Source organism: Candidatus Leptovillus gracilis (assembly GCA_016716065.1).
GTDB classification, from domain to species: Bacteria; Chloroflexota; Anaerolineae; order Promineifilales; family Promineifilaceae; genus Leptovillus; species Leptovillus gracilis.
On record JADJXA010000008.1, the window covers coordinates 215,431 to 241,777 of the forward strand.

Annotated in this window: 24 protein-coding genes; 8 read left to right on the top strand and 16 right to left on the bottom strand. The window is 55.9% G+C overall.

Translation table 11 applies throughout. From position 1 onward, the window contains the following. Positions 1 to 43: 43 nt before the first annotated feature. The 3 genes from IPM39_20120 to IPM39_20130 all read right to left on the bottom strand — a co-directional run bounded on the left by IPM39_20120 (position 44) and on the right by IPM39_20130 (position 5,648). Positions 44 to 2,245, bottom strand: coding sequence for an META domain-containing protein (locus IPM39_20120; GenBank protein MBK8988343.1), 2,202 nt, complete (start codon positions 2,243 to 2,245; stop codon positions 44 to 46). A 215-nt stretch (positions 2,246 to 2,460) separates the two neighbouring features. After that, positions 2,461 to 2,961: a DUF1269 domain-containing protein gene (locus IPM39_20125; protein ID MBK8988344.1), complete on the bottom strand. Its 501-nt coding sequence runs from the start codon at positions 2,959 to 2,961 to the stop codon at positions 2,461 to 2,463. Positions 2,962 to 3,152: 191 nt separating this feature from the next. Beyond that, entirely contained in the window at positions 3,153 to 5,648 is a 2,496-nt protein-coding gene (locus IPM39_20130; protein MBK8988345.1) for an HAD-IC family P-type ATPase, read from the bottom strand. A gap of 404 nt (positions 5,649 to 6,052) precedes the next feature. On the opposite strand from IPM39_20130, the gene IPM39_20135 reads away from it, so the two are divergent. Then, on the top strand, positions 6,053 to 6,547 hold the full coding sequence (locus tag IPM39_20135; GenBank protein MBK8988346.1) for a DUF4405 domain-containing protein: 495 nt from the start codon (positions 6,053 to 6,055) through the stop codon (positions 6,545 to 6,547). 34 nt (positions 6,548 to 6,581) lie between these two features. Then, entirely contained in the window at positions 6,582 to 6,944 is a 363-nt protein-coding gene (locus IPM39_20140) for a hypothetical protein (protein ID MBK8988347.1), read from the top strand. Positions 6,945 to 7,274: 330 nt separating this feature from the next. Here the strand turns inward: IPM39_20140 and ppk2 are convergent, their stop codons facing one another. The 7 genes from ppk2 to IPM39_20175 form a co-directional block, all read right to left on the bottom strand. Then, the gene (gene ppk2 / locus IPM39_20145; protein ID MBK8988348.1) at positions 7,275 to 8,171 is read right to left on the bottom strand and encodes a polyphosphate kinase 2; all 897 of its coding nucleotides are present in this window, start codon (positions 8,169 to 8,171) and stop codon (positions 7,275 to 7,277) included. A gap of 123 nt (positions 8,172 to 8,294) precedes the next feature. Further along, the gene (locus tag IPM39_20150; protein ID MBK8988349.1) at positions 8,295 to 8,537 is read right to left on the bottom strand and encodes a SpoIIE family protein phosphatase; all 243 of its coding nucleotides are present in this window, start codon (positions 8,535 to 8,537) and stop codon (positions 8,295 to 8,297) included. Further along, positions 8,467 to 10,233, bottom strand: a complete 1,767-nt coding sequence (locus IPM39_20155; protein ID MBK8988350.1) for a SpoIIE family protein phosphatase — start codon at positions 10,231 to 10,233, stop codon at positions 8,467 to 8,469. Before IPM39_20155 ends, IPM39_20150 begins: the two co-directional genes overlap by 71 nt. Positions 10,234 to 10,386: 153 nt before the next feature. Continuing rightward, the gene (locus IPM39_20160; GenBank protein ID MBK8988351.1) at positions 10,387 to 10,596 is read right to left on the bottom strand and encodes an ATP-binding protein; all 210 of its coding nucleotides are present in this window, start codon (positions 10,594 to 10,596) and stop codon (positions 10,387 to 10,389) included. A 66-nt stretch (positions 10,597 to 10,662) separates the two neighbouring features. Beyond that, a complete protein-coding gene (gene glgX, locus IPM39_20165; protein MBK8988352.1) occupies positions 10,663 to 12,774 on the bottom strand; it encodes a glycogen debranching protein GlgX in 2,112 nt (703 codons plus the stop codon). 11 nt (positions 12,775 to 12,785) lie between these two features. Further along, entirely contained in the window at positions 12,786 to 13,118 is a 333-nt protein-coding gene (locus tag IPM39_20170; protein MBK8988353.1) for an anti-sigma factor antagonist, read from the bottom strand. Between the two features lie 203 nt (positions 13,119 to 13,321). Next, positions 13,322 to 13,765, bottom strand: coding sequence for a hypothetical protein (locus tag IPM39_20175; protein MBK8988354.1), 444 nt, complete (start codon positions 13,763 to 13,765; stop codon positions 13,322 to 13,324). A gap of 292 nt (positions 13,766 to 14,057) precedes the next feature. Between IPM39_20175 and pckA the strand changes: the two genes are divergently transcribed. Together pckA and IPM39_20185 are read left to right on the top strand one after the other, a co-directional pair. Beyond that, positions 14,058 to 15,668, top strand: coding sequence for a phosphoenolpyruvate carboxykinase (ATP) (pckA, locus tag IPM39_20180; protein MBK8988355.1), 1,611 nt, complete (start codon positions 14,058 to 14,060; stop codon positions 15,666 to 15,668). Between the two features lie 103 nt (positions 15,669 to 15,771). Continuing rightward, positions 15,772 to 16,410 (top strand): LON peptidase substrate-binding domain-containing protein, encoded by a 639-nt coding sequence (locus tag IPM39_20185; protein ID MBK8988356.1) that lies wholly within the window; start codon positions 15,772 to 15,774, stop codon positions 16,408 to 16,410. A gap of 80 nt (positions 16,411 to 16,490) precedes the next feature. On the opposite strand, the gene IPM39_20190 is transcribed toward IPM39_20185, so the two are convergent. The 5 genes from IPM39_20190 to IPM39_20210 all read right to left on the bottom strand — a co-directional run bounded on the left by IPM39_20190 (position 16,491) and on the right by IPM39_20210 (position 22,084). Further along, complete coding sequence (locus IPM39_20190) at positions 16,491 to 17,999, bottom strand: carboxypeptidase M32 (GenBank protein ID MBK8988357.1); 1,509 nt, start codon at positions 17,997 to 17,999, stop codon at positions 16,491 to 16,493. Positions 18,000 to 18,166: 167 nt separating this feature from the next. Further along, the gene (locus tag IPM39_20195) at positions 18,167 to 18,643 is read right to left on the bottom strand and encodes a two pore domain potassium channel family protein (protein MBK8988358.1); all 477 of its coding nucleotides are present in this window, start codon (positions 18,641 to 18,643) and stop codon (positions 18,167 to 18,169) included. A gap of 16 nt (positions 18,644 to 18,659) precedes the next feature. Next, positions 18,660 to 19,163, bottom strand: coding sequence for a hypothetical protein (locus IPM39_20200; GenBank protein MBK8988359.1), 504 nt, complete (start codon positions 19,161 to 19,163; stop codon positions 18,660 to 18,662). Between the two features lie 59 nt (positions 19,164 to 19,222). After that, positions 19,223 to 21,262, bottom strand: a complete 2,040-nt coding sequence (locus IPM39_20205) for a hypothetical protein (protein ID MBK8988360.1) — start codon at positions 21,260 to 21,262, stop codon at positions 19,223 to 19,225. A 108-nt stretch (positions 21,263 to 21,370) separates the two neighbouring features. After that, positions 21,371 to 22,084, bottom strand: coding sequence for a DUF1449 family protein (locus tag IPM39_20210; GenBank protein MBK8988361.1), 714 nt, complete (start codon positions 22,082 to 22,084; stop codon positions 21,371 to 21,373). A 369-nt stretch (positions 22,085 to 22,453) separates the two neighbouring features. Here IPM39_20210 and IPM39_20215 point away from each other — a divergent pair, with 369 nt between their 5' ends. The 4 genes from IPM39_20215 (at position 22,454) to IPM39_20230 (ending at position 25,293) form a co-directional block, all read left to right on the top strand. Next, positions 22,454 to 22,717 carry a type II toxin-antitoxin system Phd/YefM family antitoxin gene (locus IPM39_20215; GenBank protein ID MBK8988362.1) on the top strand — a complete coding sequence of 88 codons (264 nt, stop codon included), beginning with the start codon at positions 22,454 to 22,456 and terminating at the stop codon, positions 22,715 to 22,717. Then, positions 22,701 to 23,081, top strand: a complete 381-nt coding sequence (locus tag IPM39_20220; GenBank protein MBK8988363.1) for a type II toxin-antitoxin system VapC family toxin — start codon at positions 22,701 to 22,703, stop codon at positions 23,079 to 23,081. Before IPM39_20215 ends, IPM39_20220 begins: the two co-directional genes overlap by 17 nt. 17 nt (positions 23,082 to 23,098) lie before the next feature. Beyond that, positions 23,099 to 24,625, top strand: coding sequence for a hypothetical protein (locus tag IPM39_20225; protein ID MBK8988364.1), 1,527 nt, complete (start codon positions 23,099 to 23,101; stop codon positions 24,623 to 24,625). Between the two features lie 236 nt (positions 24,626 to 24,861). Next, complete coding sequence (locus IPM39_20230) at positions 24,862 to 25,293, top strand: hypothetical protein (GenBank protein MBK8988365.1); 432 nt, start codon at positions 24,862 to 24,864, stop codon at positions 25,291 to 25,293. A gap of 602 nt (positions 25,294 to 25,895) precedes the next feature. On the opposite strand, the gene IPM39_20235 is transcribed toward IPM39_20230, so the two are convergent. Continuing rightward, positions 25,896 to 26,347, bottom strand: a 452-nt coding sequence (locus IPM39_20235) for an AAA family ATPase (GenBank protein MBK8988366.1), incomplete at its 5' end; no start/stop codon positions are given.

Here is a 26,347-nt window from a genome sequence, read left to right on the forward strand (position 1 = left end):
AAAAACCTCCCGGAGGCTGGCAGCCTCCGGGAGGTGACTATTTTTACGGAACCAACAGGTTGATGACGCCGCTGACGCCGTTCAACGTGTAGAACAGTTGGCCGGCGGTGACGACGCGAGTATTGTCTACCCGTTCGGACCCCCACTGATAGCCGGTGAGGGCTTGCAAGGCGGCTAGATACGCCTGTTCCTGCTGCATAATCGGCTCGTCGCAGAGCATGAGGGTGCTGGCGATGGGACCAACAGTGAAAAAGTCGTTGACCGGATTCAGTGGACCGGTGTAGGTGTTGCAGCCGGCCGAACCAGAGACCTCACTGTCGCCGAAAACGGCCGTCAGCGTCGTCCCGTCCAACACCGGCTGCACCGCACTCAATGGGCCAAAGGAGACCACCTGAAACTCGATACCGCTGACAGTGGAAACCGGTTCTTGTGTATCGGGCGTGGCAACGGCCGTGCCCGAACCACCAGAACGTTGGGCGATGAAGCGCAGTGTGCCGCTGCTGGCAAACATGTCCAGGTACAGATCGCCATCCTGGAAGAAGTAGACGGCCGCATTGCCCAACCCGCTTAAGAACGGCTGCTCCAGCGAATCCTCCGGGCAGGCCACCAGAGTCGTCGGCCCCAGAGTAATGGCGATGCTGCTCTGGTCGGTGGTGTAGGTGGCCCGCACCGTATTGCAGTCGGCTTTAATGCCGGCCGTACCATCGGCGTTGAAGCGGATGGTGTAACGGCCGGGGTCATTGACAATGGTCTCGTCCACGGGGGTGGTCAGGGAGACCCACTGCCAGGTGATGCCCTGTAAAGTGGGTTCCAGCGGCGGCGCCGGGATCACCGGCACATCGTCGGCGTTCACTGCTTCGACGAAGAGAGCTGACACCCAGACCTGGCCGTTGGGGAAGCTGGGGGCGTCTACCACCCACCACTGGCCGTTGGCGCTGCGGCCAATAATGGTCCCGCTGTCGCCAACCGGAGCCGTGCCCACGTAGGGGTATTCCGTGCCCGGCCCGGAACGCAAGAAAATGCCGTCGGGCGCCGTCACAGTCCCGCGCGGCGCGCTGTCATCGGCCGGGTCTGGCAAATCCACCAGTTCCTGAGCGGTGAAGCGCAGCGTACCAGCGCTGGCGAACATGTCCAGGTACAGGTCGCCGTCCAGGAAGAAGTAAATGGCGGCATTGCTGAGGTTGCTGACAAACTGGTCGCCCAAAGAATCTTCGGGGCAGGCCGCCAGGGTGGTTGGACCTGGGGTGATGGTCAGGCTGCTGCCGTCCAGGGTGTAGCTGGCGACGACGGCATTGCAGTCGGCTTCGATGGCCGCCGTGCCATCGGCGTTGAAGGTGATGGTATAGCGGGCGGGGTCGGTGACGGCCGTTTCATCCAGCGGCGTCGTCAGCGAAACCCACTGCCAGACCACGCCCGTCAGCTCCGGTTCCGGGTAAATGACCGGCACACTGCCGGCGTTGACCGCCTCGACAAACGCGGCGGCCACCCATACTTTACCTTCCGGCAAACTCTCGGCGGCGATAGCCCACCAATCGCCGTCGGCGTTGCGGCCAATGATCTGGCCGCTGTCACCGGTGGGAGCGGTGCCGACATAGGCGAACTCTGTGCCCGGCCCGCTGCGCAAGAAAATGCCATCAGGGGCGGTTACGGTGGCCGCAGCCACGGCAGCGGCCGGTTCGGGCAGGTCCACAATTTCCTGGGCTACAAATTGCAGCGTACCGGCATCGGCAAAGGTATCTATGAACAGGTCGCCATCCTGAAAAAAGTAAAGGGCGGCGTTGTTCAACAGCGTCAGGAACTGCTGGTCCAGCGAATCTTCGGGGCAGGCCACCAGGCTGGAAATGCCTTGTAAGGTAGCGATCTGGCCGTTGTTGCTGGCGTAGTTTAGCAGCACGGTGTTGCAGTCGGCCTTGATGTTGGCCGTGCCATCGGCATTGAAGACGATGGTGTAGCGGGTGGGGTCGTTGATTTGCGTTTGTTCAACGGCCGTTGTCACCGCTGTCCACTGCCAGGTCACATCTATCAACTCGGGGTCGGGCTGGTGGCCGATGGCGTCCAGGGGGGAAGCGGTGGTGGGTTCAACGGTGGGTGGGATTTCGGTGGGTACGGCCGTTGGCGGAGCTTCGGTCGGCGCGGCGGTGGGTTCAACGGTCGGCGGGATGGGCGTTGGCGTTGGCTCTTGCCCGCCACAGGCAGCCAGCGCCAACAGCAGCGCCAGCAGAATGATCAAACTTAGCTTTTTCATACAATTCTCCTCATCTCATGGTTCAATTTTGCGCCGCATTCAGCGCGGCGAAGCAAGGGAATCATACCCTTTCTTGAGCAATTGCAAAATGGGCGTGGGGTGGTGGCAAAAGAAGGACCCGACCAGTTAGGGGTGTTTTGTGACGTGATTCAGGTACAAAAAAAGGTCCGGCAGGCCAGAAACGGCCGTGCCGGACCTTTTTCAGGTTCTTACAATTAATCTTCCTGAATATCGTCGGCGCCAAAAGCTGCGCGCAGTTTGGCTTCGGCTTCGTCAGACAGGGAAGTCTGCAACACTTTGGCATCGAAGGAAGCCAGTTCCGGCAGTACTTTGTCTGCGGTATATCGGACAACCAGCAAGAACAAAGCGGCATGTCCCGGCTCGATGGCCGCGCCAACTTCCTTGATGAAATTATCGTCTACGCCAATGTCGCTCAGCGCGCCGCTCAACGCGCCGCTCAGCGCGCCCACAGCAAAACCGAGCCAGGGGGCGAAAAAGAGCAGCCCAATGAGCATTCCCCAGAACGCGCCACCCAACGCGCCGGCGCCAACCAGGCTGTGAAGCTGCTTGACTTTGGGTTTGCCATTGCTGTCGCGCACGACAATGGCAGCGTCGGCCAGGGTAATAACCTGGAGCTTTTGCATGTCCAGCAGCTTGTCGCGCATCTGGAAAGCGCTGGCTTCATTCGCAAAGGACAACACAATCAAATCACTCATGAATATCTCCTTAAAACTAGATATGGTAGGTTATGGAACGTGCCAAACCTGGCAATTAATTGGCAGCATGGAAGTTTCCGGCGTACCAATGACTTAAGACAGAAGTTTAGCCAGGATAGAGCGGGGAGGCAACATAGCTTAGCTGCTTCCAATCTTGTTGACAGGGGTATGTTTTTTGATTCGTTAGGTGGTCAGTGTTCCAGGTCGAGGAAGCGCTCCAGGATGCGGGCGCGCCAGACCCAGCGTTGGAACAGCACCCAAACGGCCGTCAACAAACCCATAGCGATATGCAGCGGCAGGGGCAGTGGGGCCAGGCTGAAAAAGATACGCAGGCTGGGCAGCGCCAGCACCAGCAGGTAACTGACCAGTAAGCCAGCGGCGGCGGTCACCGGCAGCCAATTACGCTCGCGGTAGGGCGCGCCACCGGCAAACCAGGCCAACGGCGGCTCGGCGAAAATCATTAACATAATGCCAGAAAAGACAAAAAATGAGGTCAGCGCCGTTTGGGCGGTTAACAGGACGGCCGCTTGCTGCAGCTGCTCCCCTGTCAGGTCGCCGGCGCCGGTGGGGATAGTTTGGCGCAATTCGGCGACCATATCTGGCGTAACGGGCATCAGGGGAAGGTTTTGCCCGGCCATGAAAAAGACAGCTATGTAGATGAACAGCCCAAAGAGGAAGAGAGTGAAGCTGGCCGGCAGGGTGAAGTGCAAGATATTTTCGCTGAGGGTGGTGCGCTGGCGCAGGGTAACGGCCGTTATCGCCAATACAAACGGCGGCACACCTCGCGCAAAGAAAGAAAGCAAGGTGTTTTGCAGGGCATTAAATGGAAAGCCCAGACCCAACATAGCAATGCTGACAATCAGCAGCAGCAGGGCAAAGACCGTCACCATAAACAGCTTAAGGATGTTTTGGATGCTGTTGATGATGCGTGTGCCTTCTTGCAGCGCCGGGGGCATGGCGGCAAAGGAATCGCCCAACAAGATCATGGAAGCGACGGAGCGAGTGGCCGTGCTGCCGCTTTCCATAGCGATGCCCATATTGGCCTTTTTCAACGACAACACGTCGTTGACGCCGTCGCCGATCATGGCGACGTATTCGCCGCTGTCGCGCAGGGCCATCACCAACGCCTCTTTTTGCTGTGGGCTGATACGGCCAAAAACGGTGGCGTCTACGGCCGTTTGCCGGAATTCCCCCTCGCTCATCTCAGCCAATTCCGGGCCAGACACGGCGCGCAGGTCGCCGGGCAGGCCGGCCTGTCGCGCCAGAGCAGCTACCGTCTGCGGGTTGTCGCCGGAGATGACCTTGAGTTTGACATTGTCGTCTATGAAGGCGCGGATAGTCTCCGCCAGGTGTTCGCGCAGTTCATCGCTGAAGCTGATGATGCCCATCAGGGTGAGGGGCGGCAGGGCCGGTTCGTTGGCTGCGTCGTGCAGGGCAACGGCGCTGTCGCTGCCGGCAAAGACCAACACGCGCAGCCCCTGGTCGGACCAATCGGCCACCTGCTGGCGGGCGGCGGCGGGCATGTCGAAGTGGCTTTGCAGCATTTCCAGCGCGCCCAAGACATAGACGCCGCCCCCGGCAAAGGCTACCGCCGACCATTTGCGGGCAGAAGAAAAGGCGACCTCATCGGCTAACGGCCGTTTTTGCCCCGCCAGACCATCCAATATGGCCTGACTGGTTTTGTTAATGGCCGTGGCGCTGGCGGCAAAATCGGCCAGCAGCCGTTCCACATCCGCTTTCGCTGCGCCGACGGGATACACATCTTCATATTTAATCTTGTTGGCCGTCAGCGTGCCTGTTTTGTCCGTACACAACACGGTGACATTACTCAACGATTCAACAGCATTCAACTGCTGCACCAACCCACCCTGTTGCCCAATGCGCACCGCGCCCCAAGAATAATTCAGGGTGATCAGCGTCAGCAGCCCGGCGGAAACCGAACCGGTGATAACCGCCATCATTTGCAACCAGACGCCAAAAGTCAGGTCCAGCACAAACAGGCTGATAACCGCCAAAATACTAAAGAAAAGGACGATCAGCAGCAGCACCCGCAGCAGGCGGTTCACATCGCGCTGCAAGGGGGTAAATTCCGTCTTAAACTCGCGCGCATTTTGGGTGAGATTATTGGCAAAACTTTGCTCGCCGACGCGGGTGGCTTCCACCAACGTTTTGCCGCTGATGCAGAAGCTGCCCGACAGAACCTCCTCGCCCGGCGCTTTGGCGACAAGGTCCGATTCGCCGGTCAGGGCCGATTCGTCCACTTCGATTTTGCCATCGCCAACGATAAGGCCATCCACCGGAATCTGGTCACCGGCGGCGATGATCAGCACGTCGCCCAAGACCAGATCGGCCGAGTCTACCTGCTGTTCGGTCCCGTCGCGCCAGACGGTGATTTTGGCCTGGGCCAACAAAGCGATCTCGTCCAACTTCTTTTTAGCGCGTATTTCCTGCACGATGCCCACGGCCGCGTTGAACACCACCAACCCCACAGTGGTAATGGCGCTGGTGGTGTCACCGATGATCAGCATACCCAGGCCGATAACGTATAACACCACATTAACTGGGTTGAAAACGTTGGCCTGGATAATGTCTCGATACGTGCGACTGGTGGCTAATTTAACGTCGTTGCCCTGGCCGCTGCGCTGCCTCTCGGCGACCTGACTGCTGTTAAGACCGGTGATACTCATGTTGTTTTCCCTTTCGCTGCGCTTTTGTTTCGTCGCACCCGCAGGCATCCCGAAGGTGTGTGGACTGCGCCAGATTATAACGTTTCCGATCAACACCGCACGAAACTGGCAGCCGCAAACCCAGGTCCATATGCCGTTTTCCGCTGGCATTTGCCAGAGCTGCGCCCTACGGCACACGGCACACGGATTACGAAACACGGATTACGAAACACGGATTACCGAACACAAACGCCAGACCGCAGCCCCAACCTGAATCGTTTAGCAATCGCTTCTTAACTTTTTCTGAATCCTTTACCGCTACATTGCACGCATCACAAAAAAGGCATGATTCATTTTGAGCAAGATGAACATGCCCAAAACAGCAAGAGGTTTTTATGACAGCAGCTATGACAGCAAAAAAGAAAATGAGTGCAACCAAACAGAACTTGTGGGTAAACCTGGCCATTGTATCCGGTTTTTTGGTGGCATTGCAGCCCCATCTTACCGGCATGGCGATTCATGAATGGCTCAGTCTGGCTTTGGCCGGCGCTTTTCTGACCCATATTTTGCTCCACTGGCGTTGGGTTTACCAAACAACCCGCCGCTTTTTCAGCAAGTTGGCCCGCCAATCGCGCATCAACTTTATTCTGAATCTGGTCCTGTTGACAGCGTTCACGCTGATCATCTTCAGCGGTCTGATGATTTCCGAAGAGGTTCTGCCTTTTCTCGGCTTACAGGGTACGCATGGCGGCGGCTGGAAATGGCTCCACACCACATCGGCCGACGCGGTGGTCTGGCTTGTGGGGCTGCACATCGCCCTCCATTGGAAATGGATTGTCAGCGCCAGCAAGAAGTACCTGTTCGGCTGGCAGCCAAAACGGAAAACGGCCGTGCTGCCCAATGTGGAAGCAGGCGACTAAATGTTACGGGACAGAGGCAGCAAAAAGGGAAACTATGTCTACAAATAAGCAACCGGGTAAATCGAATTTTGGGTTTGTCGTTTTGGGCCTGCTGCTAACCATCGGCCTGATTGTGGGCGGGACCTACTTCCTGAACGCGCAGGGCTGGATTAGTGCCGGGGATGGTGAGGGAAGAGGAGAACGGCCGAATTTCATGGCCGAGGGGGAATTCAGGGAACGGCCGTCACACGGCGATCAAGATGAAGCCGGCGGTTTCGACGGCCGGGCTGCCGCCGGTGTACTCAAGACGCTGCTGCAATTTGCCATCGTCATCGCCATCGTCATTGGCGGCCAGAAGATATACGCCTGGTGGTCCAACCGCCAGCACATGCCAAACCTGCCCCGGCCGGCGGATTGAACCGAATGGATCGTTTGTAATAACCACTCTAATACCCGTATTCGGGAATCCGTATCCCGTATTCCGTAGGACGCTAACTCTGGCAAATGCCATCGGATAACAGGCAGCAATTCCAATGATGAACCTGCTCGTAGGGCCGGGACAGGCGGGCCAACGTCTCGACCATTCTCCGACACCCCTGCCGCCGCCTGTCTCGCCCGGTTCAAGCCAAAATGGGCGAGACGGCGCAAGAAAGTGCCATCCGCCGCGGCTGCTGCCTATCCGCGCTGTCCCGCCCCTACCACAATTGGAATTGCCGGATAACGGGATACGGACTTCGGCCTACGGATACTAGTAGATAGTCGGCACAAACGTCTGCTCGTTGATGGGCGGGCGGATATACCCGGTATCTACTTCTCGTGGCGGTAGAGAAATGGGCGGTGGCGTATAATCATCGTAGGGAATGGCGCTGAGGATATGGGTAATGCAGTTCAGACGCGCCTTCTTTTTGTCGTCGGCGTTTACCACATACCAGGGCGCTTGTTTGATGTCTGTGTAGTCGAACATGCGGTCTTTGGCTTTAGAATATTCCACCCAGCGCCGCCGGTCTTCCAGGTCCATTGGGCTAAGCTTCCAGCGCTTAGCCGGTGTTTCTGCCCGCGCCTGGAACCGTTTTTCCTGCACTTCGTCGCTCACCGAGAACCAATACTTCAACAAAATAATGCCTGAACGCACAATCATGCGCTCGAACTGCGGACAGGAACGTAAAAACTCGCGGTATTGGTCTTCCGTGCAAAAGCCCATTACTGGCTCCACCAGAGCGCGGTTGTACCAACTGCGGTCCAGCAAAACGATTTCGCCGGCGGCCGGCAAATGGGCCACATAACGCTGAAACCACCACTGGGTCCGTTCGCGGTCGCTGGGTTTTGGCAAGGCCACCACCCGCACAATTCGCGGGTTAGTCATTTCGGTGATGCGCTTAATCACGCCCCCTTTGCCTGCGCCGCTGCGCCCTTCGAACACAATGATGGCGCGCAGCCCTGTTTCGACCGCCCAATATTGCAGTTTCACCAGTTCGTCTTGCAGCCGGGCCAATTCACTTTCGTAGTAGGCAGTTTTCAGGCTGCCGTCGCTTTTGTATTCCGGCGGCGATGCTGGTAACAGCCGTTCATTGGTGGCGACTGCGTTGTAGCCTATTGGGACTGGCGGCGTGGTGCGCGAGCTAAATTCGGCGTTTTGATCCAGAATTTTTAAGGGCGCGCTGCCGATTCTTCGCCGATGTCGTCATTTTCATCTTCTGCTTGTTCTTTGTCCATGAGATTCCCCTTCCTGATGCGGCCAACAATAACCTGAATTGATTATAACATAGGTTCAGGCGGGCTGGCGGTGAACGGCCAGCATCGTGATGTCGTCGTATTGGTCGGCTGGATGGCGATGGTCGTAAACGCGGGAGACAATATGCTCCAGAAGGTCGGTGGCGGACGACGGCCGTATCGCCACGGCGGCCGCCAATCGTTCTTTACCAAACAACTCCCCATCTACATTACGCGCTTCGGTAATGCCATCCGTATAGGCCAGCAGCGTCTCGCCAGGGTTGCAAGCGGGCCGAACCAACCTGATAACGCGCATTCGGCGTCAGGCCAACGGCCGGGCCGGTGGGCATTAACTTTTGCCGCACACCCGTCTCATCCAACACCAGCGGCGGCAAATGGCCGCAGTTAACATAAATCAATTCGCCACTTTCCGGGTCCAGAAAAGCTAAAAAGAGCGTGACAAACATATTGTAATTGCTATGGTTGCTGCCAACCTGGACGTTGGTCAGCATGACTGAATCCAGCAGCGCGGCAAGATCAATGGGGCGAAAGGCGGTAATGCCTGGCGGCGGCGGAACAGGGACTTGATGGGCCAACAAACCATGATCGCCTAGAAAATAATGTTGTTGAATAAAGGCGCGCAGCAGGCTGCGCACCTGAGCCATAAAAATGGCCGCCGCTACCCCCTTATCACACACATCGGCGACAACCAGCCCGATTTTGCTGTTGGGCATGTGAAAGACGTCGTAAAAGTCGCCAGCCACCACCCGCGACGGTTCAAAATGGTAGGCGATGTCCCAGCCTGGCGGCTGCGGGATGCTTGTGGGCAAAAATTCCGTCTGGACCTTACGGCCGATTTCCAATTCCCGTTCGGCTTGCAGCAGGTCTGTTTGTCGCTGCCGCAAGACATGGTTATGTAAGACAACGGCCGCTTGCGAAGCCAACGATTCGGCCACCAGCTTATGGTAAATGGAAAAAGGGATAATGTGATCGTCAACAACCGATTTGGCATTGAGCAGTTGCAAAACGCCAATCACGTCATTATTTTTCAGGGGCACCGTCAGGCAGGAGACGGTGTGGTAGTTGTGCTGCGCATCGAACTGCTTGACGCCGGAAAAATCAAATTCAGGGCTGTTATAAATATCGGGAATGTTCACAGACTGCCCATGAAGGGCTACGTAAGTGGAAACATTGTCATGGTTAGGATAACCCGTTTCCGGCTTAAACAGAGGCAGCGGCGCATAAGGCATGGGCTGCCCGCCGGGTCCGCCATACACCAGATTGAGCGAGTTGGTGCGCAAGATAGCAAAACCGAGATGATCGTCAGCCGTGCGCAGGTAGAGGGTGGCGCCATCCGCATTGCAGATGCTTTTGGCTTCCACAACGATGCTTTCCAGCAGTTGGTCGAAGTTTTTTTCGGTGGAAAGGGAAATGCCCAGGGGCAGAATGACCTGGCGCAGGTCATCGGCTAATTTTTTCATGTCGTTGAAGGCGTTGAGGCAAGAGAGCGCCTGGGAGCGCACTTCGCGCTGCTGCAAGTGGGTTGTCAGGCGGGCTTTGACCAGGGCAGGGATGGTTGGCGCGCGCAGATAATCTACGGCGCCCAACTCCAGACAGGCAACGACCAAATCTGTTTCTTCGTCTTCGGCTAAAATGATGATGGGAATCTGGGCTAATCGGGGATTGGTCTGGACGCGGCGCAAAAATTCGGCGTTGTTTTGCGTGGCCAGTTGAATTTCAATGAGGATGATATCGAAAAGGCGGGAACTTAGTTGAATAAAGAGGGCTGAGGAAATCGTGCGGCAGGTGGTAATGGCGTACCAGCCGTATTTTTCCAGGGGGGTGGTTAAAGTTTTTAAGCGGGCTTCATCCGTATCGATGAGCAGTACGTGGGCATAACTGATGGTCATGGTTGGGGTGAGGAATGAGTTTTCAACAGGTTTGTCTGGAACACGGCCGTTCCAAAACCAATATGCTCCGATTGCCGAAGTGGTCATGTTCGTAGTGGAACTGATCCACTGCCCATAAAGCGAGATAAATACCCAGGCCGCCTAACGGCCGTTCCGTCCAAGGGCGCTTCCAAATCCGGCGTTGGCTCCGCGTGGGTCATATGACACGCCATTGTCTTCCAGGTAAATCGTCAAGTTGCTTCATCCACCTGCGACGAAACTGGCAATATCCCCAGAACGGCCAGCTTCCAGATAGCCATGCGTGATGATGTTGGTGACCAGTTCGTCCACCGCCAGGCGCACCCGGAAAGTCGCCCGGTCATCCAGCCCAGCCTCTGCGGCGGCCTGCATCGCAAATTGGACCGCCGGCTCTATCGCTTGTAACGTGCCCTCAACGCGAAGCGCTTTCATCCGGGTTTCGCCGCCTTTAGCGCGCATTCAGGTCAGGTCTAACCTGACCAGGTTTTCGCTGCGCCGTTAACGCCCTACCAGAATAACGACCGAACGCGCGCCAACCAGAAAAGATTCCTGTTCCGCCAAAAGCATTTCCTGACCCGGTTCGTGAATATCTTGCGGCGAGGCCATCCCGGTATTGGCCGCCACCCGCCAGCGGCGCTTATCCGGCAGATTGGGCAGTTCGAACTGATGACTTTCCCAGTGCATGTTCATGGCGACATAAATATGATCATCCTGCACCGTGCCCTGCCGGGCATGTTGGCCGCAGAGCATAAACGCCAGGGTGCGGTTGTGGTAAGACCAATCGGCATTCCAGGCTTCAACGCCATGCCAGGAGATGTCGGCATAGCCGCTGCCCACGTAATCTTCGTTGCGGAAATGGGTGCGGCCGCGCAGCACGGGGTGGGCTTTGCGGAAGGCGATGCAGTTTTTAAAGAAGCGGAAGATGTCGGAATTCGTTTCTACCTGGGTCCAATCGAACCAACTGAGTTCGTTATCCTGGCAGTAGGCATTATTGTTGCCCTGCCGGGTGTGGCCGACTTCATCGCCCATTAAAATCATCGGGACGCCCTGACTGACCATCAAAATAGCGACCGTGTTTTTCATGAGCCGTCGTCGCAGGGCGTTGATTTCCGGATCGGTGGTGGGACCTTCCCAGCCACAGTTCCAACTGTGATTGGGCGTGTGGCCATCGCGGTTGTTTTCGCCGTTGGCCCAATTATGTTTTTCATTGTACGAGAAAAGGTCGGCCAATGTAAAGCCATCGTGGGCCGTGACGAAGTTGATGGAAGCTGTGGGTCCGCGTTCCTGGTAGAGGTGGGGCGAACCCTGGATGCACTCGGCTAGCGCGCCTACCTGGCCCATATCGCCGGTGACGAAACGGCGCAGGGTGTCCCGGTATTGGCCGTTCCATTCGCTCCAACGGCCGTATGCCGGAAATGACCCCACCTGATACAGCCCGCCGGCATCCCACGCCTCGGCGATGAGCTTGGTTTTGCCCAAAACCGGGTCGTAGGCCAGCGCTTCCAGCAGCGGCGGATTCGACAGCGGGTTGCCGCGTGTATCGCGCCCCAGAATAGAGGCCAGGTCAAAGCGGAAGCCGTCGATGTGGTATTCGGCCACCCAGTAGCGCAGGCAGTCCAGCACCATGTTGCGCACCACCGGGTTGTTGCAGTTCATGGTGTTGCCGGTGCCGCTGAAATTGTAATAACGGCCGTCTGGCCGCAGCATGTAATACGTCTTGTTGTCTATCCCGCGAAACGAGAAAGTATGGTCATCGTCGTTGCCCCCTTCGGCCGTGTGGTTAAACACCACGTCTAAAATGACCTCAATACCGTTTTGGTGCAGAAGCTTTACCAGGGCCTTAAACTCATCCACCTGCATTCCCAGCCGGCCGGTGGCCGCGTAACCCGCCTTCGGCGCAAAGAAGCCGACGGTGCCGTAGCCCCAATAATTCTTCAGCGGTTCGCCGGTGTCCGGGTCCACAAAGGTGTTGTGCAGCTCATCGAATTCGTGGATGGGCATCAATTCGACGCAGTTGACGCCCAATTCTTTCAGATAAGGTATTTTCTCGCGGATGGCGGCAAAGGTGCCGGGGTATTTGACGTTGGACGATGGGTGACGGGTAAAGCCGCGCACGTGCATTTCATAAATAACCAGGTCCTCGGCGGGAATGCCCAACATGCGGTCATGGACCCAATCAAAATCGTCGTATACCAGCAGGCCGCGATGCTGAAACTGGCTGTCTTTGGGCGGGCTGCCCCAAAGATCGCGCCCGCTGATCGCTTTGGCGTAGGGGTCCAGGAGGAATTGCTCTTTGTTGAAGTGGTGGCCTTCATGGGGCTTGTTGGGTCCATCAAACTGATAGCCATATTCGATGTTTTCGTAATCCAGATCGAACACGACCATGGCATAGACGTTGCCAATGCGAAATTCGGTGGGGAAGGGGATTCTGCCAAAGGGTTGGTCAGCCCCTTTTTCAAAGAGGACCAGGGTGCAGTCGGCGGCGTAGCGGGAGAAGATGGCGAAGTTGACGCCGCCGGGCACAAAGTTGGCGCCCAGGGGATACGGCCGTCCGGCGCGCAGCAGGAAGTTTTGGTAGCGGTGGGTAGGGTAAATGTCTATTCGTTGCATAGCTGAAAAGGTTATTGCAGGGCGGCAAGCCCTTCGGTAACGGTGTCGTAGGTCTGGAAGAAGTCCAGAAAGCCAGTGATAGACATGGTGTCGTACAACATTTCTTGTAAACCGGTCAGAACGATACGGCCGTGTTGGTTATCCACCTGCCGGTAGAACAACAAAAACACCCGCAGCCCGGCGCTGGACATATAACTCACGTCGCTCATATCCAGCAAAATTTTGCAGCCAGGGACAATGAGCGGCAGTAACTTTTCCTGAAGCGTCGGCACGGTTTGGCGGTCCATCTCGCCCTTCAACTTCACAATTGTCACATTCTTTTGTTGTTGGATTTCAACGTTCATGGGTTAACCTGCCAGATATATTCTCAGGCGTGGATTGATTTTGGGTATTATAACAAGGGGAGGGAAAAGGGGGTAACGGCCGTAACCCACAACCCACAACCCACAACCCACCGGCCACAACCAAACAAAAAACCGGAATGCAATCAAACAACTCGCCTGACTGCATCCCGGTCTAATCTACCAATACGCTACGATACATTCACTCAATCAAACCAGCCACCCAACAATGCGCCAATGCCGCCGATGATCAGGAAGACCGGCCATATAATGCCCCAGGGCCACTCAAAGATAAAAGTAAGGGCAATGAGCGTCAGGATGAGGCCGCCAGTGATCGAACCACGCCCAGATTTGGTCAGACGGCCGTTGCCCCGATAATCCTCCCACGCGCTGCCAAAATTAGACACGGCGGGAATCAAGATGAACAAGGCCCACCAATTGTTCAGCGAAAAAGCGCCCAGATTGGTGAAAAGAAAAATCAAACCAATGGCAATCAGAATCACGCCCCCAACCCAATTTTTATGCGTTGAAATCGCCGAAGGCGCGCAGGGTTGGCTGGCGCGGCGTGACGGCCGTTCCAACTCTTCCTTGCCTATTTCAATGTACTGCGCTTTTTCTTCTTCTTTCAAACGGGAAATATCATCGCTCATCGCTCCGTACTCCTTCCTAATTTAGTCCAAAATGGTGACTCCTCAGTGGGTTGGTTGGTTCATGAGCGGGCTGGCAAGCAAACTATCAAACCAACCAACCAACCAACTTTTCCAAACAGACCTGGTAGTCACCCAAAACGATTATTACCCGCTATACGGACGACGCTGGGCAAAGTTTCAGGTATACTATATTCGTCACCAAAACCATTACACCACCCACGTCACATTGTCATCAATTCTTTTTGTGATACATTTCACAAATCGTTTCGCATTTAACTAGAGGAGAAAACCCATGCAAAACTTTGGTCCATTTGTCAGCGAATATGGCGTAGAAAATCACGGCATCAGCAATCCTGGTACTGTCTACTGGAACCTGTCCACTTCGATGTTGTACGAACAAATCATCCGCCGACGCGAGGGCAACATCGTCCACCTGGGGCCGATTGTCGTCAGCACCGGCGACCACACCGGCCGTTCGCCCAACGATAAATTTGTTGTCAAAGAACCCAGCAGCGAAAACGACATCTGGTGGGGAAAAATCAATCGTCCCTTTTCCCAAGAAAACTTCGATGCGCTGCACCGCAAAATGATGGCCTACATCCAAAACCGGGACATTTTTGTCTTTGATGGCTACGTTGGCGCCGATGCGCGCTACCAGATGCCCATTCGTATTATCAACGAATATGCCTGGCACAACCTGTTTGCCCGCAACATGTTTATCCGTGAATTGAACCGGGAAAAGCTGCAAAAACACGTGCCCCAGTTCACCGTCATTGACATGCCGCGCTTTAAAGCCGAGCCAGCCTTAGATGGAACCAACAGCCAGACATTTATCCTGTTGGATTTTGGCAAGCGGCTGGTATTGATTGGCGGCACGGAATATGGCGGCGAAATCAAGAAGAGTATCTTCTCCGCCATGAACTATTACCTGCCCAAAGCGGGAGTAATGAGCATGCATTGCAGCGCCAACTATGGCACAGACCGCGACGACACCGCCCTGTTCTTTGGTCTTAGCGGCACAGGCAAAACGACGTTGAGCGCCGACCCCACCCGCTCTTTAATCGGCGACGACGAGCATGGTTGGAGCGATGATGGCGTTTTCAATTTTGAAGGCGGCTGCTACGCTAAAGTCATTCGCCTGGACCCGAAGGGCGAGCCGGAAATTTATGAGACAACCCGCCGCTTTGGCACGATCCTGGAAAATGTGATTTTTGACAACGATACGCGCCGGGTAGATTTGAATGATGGTACGCACACGGAAAACACCCGCTCCAGCTATCCCATCACCCACATCCCTAATGCCGACCCGGAAGGGTACGGGCATCATCCGCGCAACGTGATGTTCCTGACGGCCGATGCCTTTGGTGTGCTGCCGCCCATCAGCAAATTGACGAAGGCACAGGCAATGTACCACTTCCTGAGCGGTTATACGGCGAAAGTGGCGGGCACGGAGCGGGGTGTTACCGAACCGCAGCCAAACTTTAGCGCCTGCTTTGGCGCTCCCTTTATGCCGCTGCATCCGGGCGTTTACGCCAGCCTGCTGGGCGAGAAGATTGATCAACATGGTTCGGCGGTGTGGCTGGTGAACACAGGTTGGACGGGCGGCCCGGCAGGCGTGGGCAGCCGCATGAAGTTGGCTTATACGCGCCGCATGGTAACGGCCGCTCTGAACGGCGAACTAAATAATGTCGAAACCGTGACCGAGCCGTTCTTTGGCTTGCAAATCCCGGTGAGCATTGAGGGTGTGCCGGACGACATCTTGAATCCCCGCAACACCTGGGACGATAAGGCCGCCTACGATGCGCAGGCGCAAAAGCTGGTGGGCATGTTTGTCAACAACTTTAAGCAGTTTGAGGATGGGGTAACGCAAGAGATTGCAGCGGCTGGCCCTAAAGTTCAATAGTCGGTGAGTAAGATTGCTTTTTACGGCCGTAAAATAGTATAGTATGAAACGGGGCGACACAATCGTCCCGTTTTTTGTACAGATTAGTAGATAGGGGCATACAATGTTTGAATTACCGCTCTTTCCATTAAATACGGTCTTGTTTCCGGGGATGCCTTTGCCGTTACACATTTTTGAACCGCGTTACCGGGAAATGGTACAGGTGTGTCTGGAAGATGAACGGCCGTTTGGCGTGGTTCTCATTCGCAGCGGCGTAGCCGAAGGCGGCCCGGCTGACCCTTACGAGGTGGGCTGTGTGGCCGAAATTGTGGAAGTACAGCGGTTGGAAGACGGCCGTATCCTCCTCATGACCGTCGGCACAGAACGCTTCCGCATCCGCTCCCTCAACTACGACAATTCTTACCTGATGGGCACCATGGAAGAATTCCCCTTCGCCGAAGAAGCCGAGGAACAACTGGCTCAGGCCACCAACCGCCTGTTTCCACTGGTCACCGAATACCTGCAAATCCTGGCCCGCAGCGGCAATGTAGAATTTGATCCCTCCCAGATGCCCACAAATCCCGAAGACCTGGCTTACCTGGCCGCCGCCGCCATCCAGATAGAACCAGAGCAAAAACAAGCCTTTCTGGAAAATGAAAAAGCCACCGAGGCCATCAACCAGCTCGCCCGCGCCTATCGGCGCGAGCTGGCGCTGCTGCGCCTTATGCCCAAAGAAGACCAGGGCATTTTTTCGCTCAACTAACCACTCAAAACGCGACAAAGCAAAAAGGCCGACCATCAAATGGTCGGCCTTTTTGTTTTGTCGCAGTTGAAGGTAATGGGTTAAGCCAGCGTATACAGTTCGCCAAACTTAGTCCATAAATAGCGAATATACGGGGCAATGGACAATGGCCCTCCGGTCACGCGCTCAACGATCTCGTTGGCCGTGAATTTGCTGCCATGCTGGTAGATGTTTTGCCGCAGCCAGCCGTGCAGCGTGGCAAATTCACCCCGGCCTATTTCCGACACAATAGTGGGCTGCGCCTGGGTGGCCTGCTCAAAAAAGGCCGCGCTCATGATATTGCCCAACGTGTACCCCTGGAAAGCGCCGCCGATAAAGCCACCATACCAATGCACGTCTTGTAAAACGCCGTCCCGGTTGTCCGGCGCTTGCAGACCCAAGTCAGACTGGTAACGCGCCTGCCAGGCGTCGGGCAAATCCTTCACCGCCAGGCTGCCTTCCAGCAGCGCCAATTCCAGATCGAAGCGAATCATCACATGCAGGTTGTAGGTCACTTCGTCGGCGTCGGTGCGGATCAGCGAGCGCTCTACCCGGTTGATGCCCCGGTAGAAGGTATCCAGCGAGGTGTGTCCCAACTGTTCGGGGAAAGTGGCCTGGAGTTCGGGGTAATAATGCTGCCAGAAAACGCGACTGCGCCCCACCAGATTTTCCCACAGGCGAGATTGGCTTTCATGGACGCCGGAGGATGTGCCATTTGCCAATGGTGTGCCATCTAAATCTTCCTTGATGCCCATTTCGTACATGGCGTGGCCCGATTCGTGCAAGGTACTGAAAAGCGCTTCGCTGAGGTCTTCCGGCTTGACGCGGGTGGTAATGCGAATGTCGCCCAGGGCAAATTTGGTCATGAAGGGGTGGTGGGTTTTGTCTTGCCGGCCGCGTTGAAAATCAAACCCATATGCCCGAATCACCTTTTGCCCAAAGGCGAGCTGCTGATCTTCGGGGTAGGTTTGCCGCAGGGCGTTGTTGTCGGCCAGGGGCTGGCCGACAATAGCCTGGACGATGGGGACCAGTTCGGCGCGTAGTTCGGCGAACAGGGCGCGCACCGATTCCGCCTTCATGCCTTCGTCGGAAAAGTCTATGAGGGGGTCGGCGATATGGTCGTAGCCGGGGAAGCAGTTGGCAACCTGGCGGCTGAAGTCGAGGGTTTTTTCCAGGTAGGGCTGCACGGCCGTAAAATCATTGGCCGGCCGCGCCTGTGCCCACGCCTGGTAAGCGGCCGCCGAATGGGCGGTGAACGCGCCCAACAGTTCAACGGGCACTTTGGTGGCTTTGTCGTACTGTCGTTGGGTGACGCGGATCAGAGCGGCGTCGTCGCTGTCGTAGGGGAGGCTTTCGGCATACGGCCGTAACCCATCCAACAAGCGCCCCGTTTCCACATCTATGAACTTTTCGTGGGAAAGCTGGCTCAACGTCGCCAACTGCCGGCCACGCGCGGCCGCCCCGCCAGGCGGCATGTAGGTGGTCTGGTCCCAATTCAGAACGGCCGCTGCGCCGTTTAAATCTTCTATTTCTAATAAGCGTCGTTTTAACTCCGCCAGTTTCTTTTCCATGTTATTCTCCTTGCCGGACTGGGTGACAAATTGACCGGGTGAAAAGTATTTACAGGTCCAACCGCAGTGCCCGCCGTGTCTCCGTGGTAAGCAGTTACCGCAACTGACCAAATGCTACCCCAATCGGTAGAGAAGTCAATTGCCGACAGCAGCTTTAGCGCCGTGGGTTAGGGCGCGGGCGCAAGGGGGTTCGGCCGGTTTAGGGCACGGTCGGCCAATCCAGGGCCAACGACCATCACCAGGGAAGCAATCACCTTGCCCGATTGGGTGACGGCAAACACGTCGGCATAACCAACCGAAGCGCAGGTGGCGATGTAGTAAAAAGCATCCACGTAGGTCTTAATTTTGGGATTGGCCTCTTTTTCGGCGGTGTAGAACGCGGCCGCGGCCGCGCCTAAAAAAGCGAAGGCTGAATCGAGTGGATTGTCTTCCACGTAGGTTAGGAAGGCATCTTGCCAGGCGCCTTTTTGCTGCAACAGGCTGTCCAGATACTCTTTGAGTTGGCTGCCGGTAACGCCAAACCAGGTTTGCAGGAAGTCAGCCGTTGGGCCAACGGGCGCTGGACCAACGGCCGTCGTCTCTCCATTTTTTGGTACGTTCGCCAACAAGGTATCCAGGGCGTGTTGTTGTTCGGGCGTAAGCATAAGTTTGGTTTCGTTATTATTTGCGCTTGTAAACATCATCGCGGGCGGCGTTGTAATCTTCGCGCCGGGCGATTTGCTCCTGGCGCTCTTCGAGTTGGTGGTGCAGGGCAGCGGCCGTTTTATCCATTTCCGCGCGCAGTGTTTGCAGCCGTTCCATCATCGCCACGTTGTCGGCCCGGTCACTAAGCTGCCCGGACTGGCTGGTGAGGTCGCTCAGGCGGGTTTGCAGCCGTTCGATTTCCCCCTGTACCACCAGCAGCGTCACCGCAAATGTCTTGTACTGTTCGGCTAATGTATCGGCGTCAGCGCGGCCTTGCGCCTGGGCGGTACGCCAGGCCGTCTCGGCCCGTCTCTGACGCGCCAATGCCTGTGCCAATTCGTCCTGCAAAGCATCCAGGCGCTTTTGCGTCTGGCGAACGAGGTCGGCAATGGGGTCGGGAACGGCCGTTTCTGTCTCTTCGCTAAACAGGTCGGCGACGGCCGTTTGCACCGCTCGCCGCACTTTTGTCCATAAGTTCATATTGTTTGGGGTAGATTGGTTCAATCTTCAGAGATCGAACCAATCTTCTGTACCGTGCCTTACTTCGCCGCCGCCCGCAGATAAAAGTCCTCAAACGGCAGGTCGCGGATAATAGGCAAGCTGTCCAACGCCGCCTGAGCCTTGGTGATAGACGGATTGTCTGTGAGCTTGTCCGCCAGCAAATTCAACACGTCACCCACCGATTGTCCCTTGAGTTTATTCAAGTTCAAGTTCTGTTCGGCCAATTTGACAATCTCCGGCACCAGAAAAGCCAATTCCGTGACGCTGGTGCTGCCGTTAGTAGGGTGTGGCCGCGTCAGGCTGTCGCCAGCGGCATTCCCCGTCACCTTGTTGAGCAGTTGTTGGCCCACGTCCAGCAGCGGCCGTGGTGTGTTATTCATCACCTCGCCCAACCCATCAGCCAGCGTCACCATGCGCAGCAGGGAAGCCGCCGCATTCGGGTCGCCAATCAGCTTGATATTCATCGAAGCCAGCGCCTTACCCAGCGCCTCCGATTTAGCGATTTCAATTTGCACCTGGGCATCTAGTTGCAGTTTGAGCAGTTCCACCCGCTGCGCCACGCCATCATAGGCCGCCAGCGCTTCGGCTTTGGCTTTGGCGCCTTCGGCTTCGGCCAGCCCACGCGCTCTCACGGCATCGGCTTCACGCATGCCCGCTTCGGCTTTGGCCTGCAATACGTCCGCTTCCGCCAGACCGGCCGCCGACGCCCTGACCTTGGCCGCCTCGGCGTGCAATTTTTCGGCGTCGGTTTCGGCCATTGCCTGGGTACGCACCGTTTCAGCCTGCTTCAACGCCGCTTCGGCTTCGGCTGAGGCCCGGGCTTTCAGGGCCGCTGCTTCGGCTTCCGCATGACGTTGTTTGCCCAGCGCATCCATCTCGACGCGGTTTTTCTGCTCAATCATCGCTTTTTGCGCTTCGCGTTCGGCCTGGATAATGCTGATTTTGGCTTCGCGCTGCGCCTGCTGCGTGGCCTCCACCGTCTTGACGGCCTGCGCCGCTTCCTCGCGTTTCGCCAGGACCAGCAGGCGTTCCTGCTCGGCTTGTTCGCGCTCTTGTTCCGCATGGACCAGGGCGATCTGGCGCTGCTGATCGGACAGTTCCAATGCCTGTCGGCGCGCCAACTCTGTCGCCATGATCTCTTGGGTTTTGCGTTCCGTTTGCACGGCTAGTTCCTGCTCTTTTTCAATTTCCAACAGCGCCACAGCCCGCTCTTTGGCAATGCGCGCCTGCTCCGACTTTTGCAATTCTTCAAAGACTTGTTTGTCGGCTTGCGCTTTTTCGGTGGCTTCCATGGTGCGCACTTCACGGGCCTGGGTCGCGGCGGCCAGGGCCAGGTCACGGTCCAGGTCTAATCGTTGGCGGGCAGTATCGGTATCGCGCTGTTTGATTTCGATTTCTGTCCGGCGTTCAATGTCGTTGCGTTCGCGCAGGGCTTGCTGGATGACCTGGGCGTTGGCGCGGGCCACCTGCGCGCCGAACACGTCGTCGGTGCCAAAGGAGCCTTGCCGGGCGGCGCGCAAAGTCAGGATGGAGACGGATTCGAGCATGAGACCGTTCTCTTCCAGGTCGGTTTTGAGGCGATTTTGCACTTCCTCGATGAATTTTTCGCGCTCTTGGTGCAAACTCATCAGGGTGAAGGTAGCGGCCACATCACGCAAAGCGCCGTCTAATTTGGCGTCTACCAGTTCTTTGACAGTGTTGCCATCCACCTGTTTGCCGCCAATGGTGCGGGCGGCGTCTACAATGCCCTCAATGGTGGGATTGACTTTGATGTAGATGATGACCTTGATGTCCGCGTATTGCGGGTCTATGGTGAGCAGGGCTGTTTCGCCGGTGCGCTCAATTTCGATAGCCATGGTATTGAGGTCTACCCAGGTTATCTCGTGGATGAGGCGAAAGACCCAGCCGCCGCCGTTCATGACGACTTTGGGCGGCATGGTGGCTTTGCCCAGACCGCCCGTTCGCACAAAAGCGCGGTTGGGTGGTGTCTTGGTATAACCGCGTAAGATGGACAAGAACAGAGTTACACCAACAAAAACGACGATGATGAAGATGGCTAACGGGATGATATATTGCATGGTTCCTCCAGGAATTTAATCATAGATTTCGCCGATTACGCAGATTTTTTGCTGGGTAAAGGGAGGGGCTGTGGTGGGTGAACGGCCGTTATCACTGGACAAGCCGTTTTATCTACGGCCAATCGGTACAACCATATATCGCTTCTTTTGCGTGTCATACTCCACCAGGGCCACTTCCGCCTGGCTGCCAATCGGTTCGTCCTCGGCGGTGATGGCGAAGACGTTGATGAGCGTGCCGCCCTGGTCACGCACACGAACCAGGCCGTAAGCGCCATCTACGCGGGAGCTGATCACGGTCCCGCGCCGGCCCACCAGACCGGTGGCGGCCGTGGCCGTGGAGCTGATAGAGGGCAGGGCGCGGCCAATTAACCGGGCCAGGCGGGAGCTGACCAGGCTGCCGCCAATCAGGGCGACAAGCAAGCTGACGATAAACGCCCAGGCCGGGTAACTGCTGAAAACGGCCAGGATAAGGCTGTTCACCGTCCAACCCAGAATGCCAATGCTGCCCAACAGAATAAGCAGCACGACCAGCAAAGGCGCTTTGCCCACGCCAACAAAGGCGAGGATGGATAACATTTCGGACAGGCCACCAGCGTCGGCGTCTACGTCTACGTCGGCGTCGGCATCCAGGTCAATGTCAGCGTCCAGGTCAGCATCGAGATCAACATCAGCGTCGAAATCGGCGTCCAGGTCGGCATCGGCGTCGCCATCGCCGCCCAAGCCGATGAGTTGGAGGGCGGTCAGCACGCCGCAGAACAGGAGCATGATGGTGAAGGGCAGGTTGTACCAGGCGAAAATGGCTGCAAGGGTTTCGGTTAACATGGCTGCTCAGGCGTTATGCAGTAGATGGCTGGTATGGAGGCCAGCGTTGATCATGATAAGTTATACGGGCAAACGGCCGTCTTGTTGCGTCAGTTGGGGTGAAACGGCCGTTTCACCCCAACTGACTCCCTAATCTTCCGGCAGATTTTACCGTTTAAAGCCGTTATTAGCACTTAATAAGCAGCACATAACTATTCACCACGGAGGCATGGAGGGCACAGAGATTAAACCTGTAAAAACTCCGTGTTCTCCGTGTCTCCGTGGTGCAATCCCAGAGGGGATGTATGGAACGAACATCATCTGACGCGCTTGCAAACCAGACCAGACTAGACCATAATGAGTTTACCGCAATGGGAGGTGATTGAAGATATGCAAATCACAAATATTTCTGATGCCAAAGCAAGCTTATCAAAACTGATCGAAAGAGTGATAAATGGCGAAGAGGTCATTATCGGAAAATCCGGCAAACCCGTCGCCAAATTAGTGCCCTATACTCTGGATACAAATCCACGTCAATTGGGCGCAGGCCATTGGCGCGGTAACATATGGATGGCCGATGATTTTGCTGAACTGCCGGATGACATCCTGAATCTTTTTACAGAGGATGGTGAAGATAGTGAACCTGCTGCTTGATACCCACGCTTTCCTATGGGCGATTGACAACAATCCCCGACTTTCACAAAAAGCGCGAGACGCCATTATAGATGGTAACAATATCGTCTTTGTGAGCGCAGCGACAGCCTGGGAGATTACTATCAAAAAGTCACTTGGCAAATTGAGAGTTCCAGATGGAGATTATCGAGAAGAGCTAAAATTGCATCGTTTCACGCCGCTTGATATCACAACAGAACATGCCCTCATGGTTGAAAGGTTGCCGCTGCATCATAAAGACCCGTTTGATCGGATGCTGATTGCCCAGGCGCAAGTAGAAAAACTAACGTTGATCACCGGCGACCCTAAGATAAAGGCTTACACGGTTCCAATTATTGAGATGTAGCCGGAAGGATGGTTGCCATGATAGACAAATTTGCGCGATATTGGCTGGGACTCACGGCCGTTTCCCTCCTCCTCCTTCTCACCGCCTGCGCCCAACCCACAGCCACCCCCACCGTTACCGCAACGGCCGTTCCCGCCACCGCCATTACCTCACCCCCCACGCCTACGCCCGAACCCACCGCCACGCCCACCCTGACGGTCGAAGAACTGCGCGATCTGCGGGCAACGGCCGTTCTCACCACCCTCCCCGGCTACAACCCCGCCCATCACGACGCCCTGCTGCCCCTGGCCCTCGCCCTGTGGGGCAACGAGGACGTGATTGATCCGGCTGACGTGACGATTGTGGTGGAAACGGCCGTGCAAGTCACCAGCGACGCCGCCTACCCATCTGGCACGCTCTTTGTCTGGAACGACGATTCCCACCCCCAACCCCTCATCCTCACCGGGCAAGAAAACAGTACCATCAACCGCAGCGAAGTCGCCTTTGGCGCGGCCACCCTGGACACCTGGGTCAGGTACGATGTAGACGGCAACGTCCTGGAGTTTGTTGACCCCGCTGGTAACTGGATAAGTCCGCTGGATATTCAAACCGACGGGAGTTTTAGTTTCTTTACACAAGAACGCATTTTAGCCGATGGAAGCCGTGAAAATACAAATACTGTTTGGTGGGCCAATGGCGGGCAGCCGGCGGAGATTGCCAACGGACCAGATGGTACATCAATGGCCAACTTTCTTGATACCAACCCAGGCCTCCAACTAACCCAAACCGAAGGACCCAACGGCCGGCACCTGGTAGCCCTCATAGATATAGACACCCAAGAATTGCGCTACACCCTGGACGAGGGCGGCACCTGGACCCTAGTCGAGCAAGCGTCTCTGACAGTTAGAGAATTCTACAGCGATGTGCCAATTACTTTTGTAACCGACACGAGAGGTGTTGTCCGCGGCGAGTTGCCCGAAAGCGTAACCCGCATACTAACTATGCAAGAACTTGATGAAAGAGCCAGAGCTATAAATTTCACCCCCGAATATGGGTGTAGCACTGAATACGGTACGGATGGTCGGTTTCACACAGTCGCCGTCGTTCTTTCCTATGACACAATATCATTCCGGTTCCCTGACGGTACTATCGAAAATTATAAGGGTTTTTGGATGCAAACTTGCGGGGTGGGGCCAAATGGCGAACTGGTGCCGGTAATCTTTTTTACCTACTTTGGAGGTACAAGAAATGAAGCTGGAGTGACAACAGAATTAGATGAACGTAATAGATACAACTTTAACACCTGGAATCGCACCACTGGACAAGTAGAGCCTGCTCAGACCCTAAGCCCCAATTTCCTTACTACTAACAGAGAGAGTATAACTGGACAGGCTGTAGTACTCCGGCAACCCAGCAACACGCCCGATAGCCCGCCCGGGAAAATTTTTACCGAACTAGTGAATCCGCGTGAAGGCGGTTTTGGAGGAATCGATAAGACCGGTTTTGATATATACTACCCAGGCCAAACACCTTTCATAGGTACTGTTGCTCTAGATAAACCTTAATAACCTCTACCATTACTAACAAACTAAATAGCCCCTTGTACTCAAGCCTGTATTGCTGATAACTTAGTGGTATGGTGAGTGTACAATTAGCCAATCTTAGACCATGGTTATTGCCAATTGTTGTGTCGGTGTTAGTAGTAGTGGCTGTGTTTGGGGGGTACTTTTATACCGTCAACCCCCAGACTACTCACAGCCTTGACGTTGACTTGGTCAATCAAGACCAAAGACTGTATAGCTTGGTTCAGGTAGAGGGCCGGGAATTGGTGCTGGTAGAGGGGGTAATTACCGCCATTGGGCTGGAGCAAACCGAAAACATTACTTTTCCCGACCAATACTTTGTCACCGTGCAAAACCAGCAGCTACCCCACGCCCTATACCACATTTCGCTTGGCCCCCCACAAAAGCCGTTAAGAGTGTTTTACCCCAACCGCCAAAATCAACCCGAAGCTATTGTAACCGAAACCGTAAACGCCAAAGCACTAGCTGACTTGCTTAAGCGGGGCAACAGTGTGGCGGTAGAGCTAAGCTTTCCGCTCAACCAACCCGAAATCAAAACCGCGTTTATGGACGAGTTGAACCAGTTTGTGCGGGGGACCCAGCAGTCCACTGACAAGGCAGTGTTTGAGGTACATTACTTTAGGACTCACCGAGTATACGTTTATGAATAAACTTTTGACCAGCGCTGCTGTTGCCATGAGTGTAGCCTTTATGTGGCTAGGCTTTAGGCTGGCAGAGGGCACGCCACAGGTAAGGGCGGCCCAGTGCTGGGAGCCGGGTTGTTGTGGTTATAGTTTGGTTTACAACCAATGGTCGTGTCAGTCCGCCGAGGCAAGCGGCTTGTGTCTTGATATGGGCGAATCGCCTACCTGGGTATGTAATTCCAACGGACTGACTGATTCAGACCCGAATACTTGTCGGTACGATCGTTGCAACGGCCAGCCCTGCGAGTGGCGCTGCCCGTTATCCGATTGGGGCAACCAGTGCGTGATAACCAGCGGCAATGTAGCATGCAGCCACCCCAACGACAGCACCTGCACCGCCAACGTCATTGCCCAGCAATGCGTATCCCAAGCCGGGGCAAATGACTGCTCCAACTACAACGGCGCCCCAGACAATCGCTCGTGTTGGGTTACTGGTAGTGCTACACCCACCCCCGTTGCCGTAGGGGTTGGGACGGCGCGGGCAAGACCTACCCGAAATGGACGGCCGTTTTCTCCGCGCCGTCTCGCCCAGAACACGGCCGTACCATCAACCAGTCCAGCCCAGACCATCAGGCATAAGCCGTCTCGCCCACGTCCACCACCTCAAACGTCAGCGCGTTGTCGGCAACGCCCACCACAACGTGATCGCCGTCGCGGATTTCCGCCTGAATCAGCTTCAAGGCCAGCGGGTCCACAATCTGCTTTTGCAGCACCCGTTTCAACGGCCGTGCCCCATACACCGGGTCGTACCCCTCGGCCACCAGCCGGTCCATCGCCGCGTCTGTCAGGGTGATGGTCACATTGCGCTTCGCCAGCAGCTTGCCCACATGCCCCAATTGGATACCGGCGATGGTCCGCAGTTGTTCCTTCTCCAACCGGTGGAACAGCACAATCTCGTCCACCCGGTTCAGGAATTCCGGCCGGAAATGGTTGCGTAACGCCCCCATCACCCGCTCTTCCATCACCGCCTCGTCGCTGGCGTCCAAAAGGTATTGGCTGCCGACGTTGCTGGTCATGATGA

What these genes read in the sequence shown, in the direction of transcription:
- IPM39_20120 (MBK8988343.1), bottom strand. Translation starts at nt 2,245, where the DNA reads ATGAAAAAGCTAAGTTTGATCATTCTGCTGGCGCTGCTGTTGGCGCTG.
- IPM39_20125 (MBK8988344.1), bottom strand. Translation starts at nt 2,961, where the DNA reads ATGAGTGATTTGATTGTGTTGTCCTTTGCGAATGAAGCCAGCGCTTTC.
- IPM39_20130 (MBK8988345.1), bottom strand. Translation starts at nt 5,648, where the DNA reads ATGAGTATCACCGGTCTTAACAGCAGTCAGGTCGCCGAGAGGCAGCGC.
- IPM39_20135 (MBK8988346.1), top strand. Translation starts at nt 6,053, where the DNA reads ATGAGTGCAACCAAACAGAACTTGTGGGTAAACCTGGCCATTGTATCC.
- IPM39_20140 (MBK8988347.1), top strand. Translation starts at nt 6,582, where the DNA reads ATGTCTACAAATAAGCAACCGGGTAAATCGAATTTTGGGTTTGTCGTT.
- IPM39_20155 (MBK8988350.1), bottom strand. Translation starts at nt 10,233, where the DNA reads ATGACCACTTCGGCAATCGGAGCATATTGGTTTTGGAACGGCCGTGTT.
- IPM39_20160 (MBK8988351.1), bottom strand. Translation starts at nt 10,596, where the DNA reads ATGAAAGCGCTTCGCGTTGAGGGCACGTTACAAGCGATAGAGCCGGCG.
- glgX (MBK8988352.1), bottom strand. Translation starts at nt 12,774, where the DNA reads ATGCAACGAATAGACATTTACCCTACCCACCGCTACCAAAACTTCCTG.
- IPM39_20170 (MBK8988353.1), bottom strand. Translation starts at nt 13,118, where the DNA reads ATGAACGTTGAAATCCAACAACAAAAGAATGTGACAATTGTGAAGTTG.
- IPM39_20175 (MBK8988354.1), bottom strand. Translation starts at nt 13,765, where the DNA reads ATGAGCGATGATATTTCCCGTTTGAAAGAAGAAGAAAAAGCGCAGTAC.
- pckA (MBK8988355.1), top strand. Translation starts at nt 14,058, where the DNA reads ATGCAAAACTTTGGTCCATTTGTCAGCGAATATGGCGTAGAAAATCAC.
- IPM39_20185 (MBK8988356.1), top strand. Translation starts at nt 15,772, where the DNA reads ATGTTTGAATTACCGCTCTTTCCATTAAATACGGTCTTGTTTCCGGGG.
- IPM39_20190 (MBK8988357.1), bottom strand. Translation starts at nt 17,999, where the DNA reads ATGGAAAAGAAACTGGCGGAGTTAAAACGACGCTTATTAGAAATAGAA.
- IPM39_20195 (MBK8988358.1), bottom strand. Translation starts at nt 18,643, where the DNA reads ATGCTTACGCCCGAACAACAACACGCCCTGGATACCTTGTTGGCGAAC.
- IPM39_20200 (MBK8988359.1), bottom strand. Translation starts at nt 19,163, where the DNA reads ATGAACTTATGGACAAAAGTGCGGCGAGCGGTGCAAACGGCCGTCGCC.
- IPM39_20205 (MBK8988360.1), bottom strand. Translation starts at nt 21,262, where the DNA reads ATGCAATATATCATCCCGTTAGCCATCTTCATCATCGTCGTTTTTGTT.
- IPM39_20210 (MBK8988361.1), bottom strand. Translation starts at nt 22,084, where the DNA reads ATGTTAACCGAAACCCTTGCAGCCATTTTCGCCTGGTACAACCTGCCC.
- IPM39_20215 (MBK8988362.1), top strand. Translation starts at nt 22,454, where the DNA reads ATGCAAATCACAAATATTTCTGATGCCAAAGCAAGCTTATCAAAACTG.
- IPM39_20225 (MBK8988364.1), top strand. Translation starts at nt 23,099, where the DNA reads ATGATAGACAAATTTGCGCGATATTGGCTGGGACTCACGGCCGTTTCC.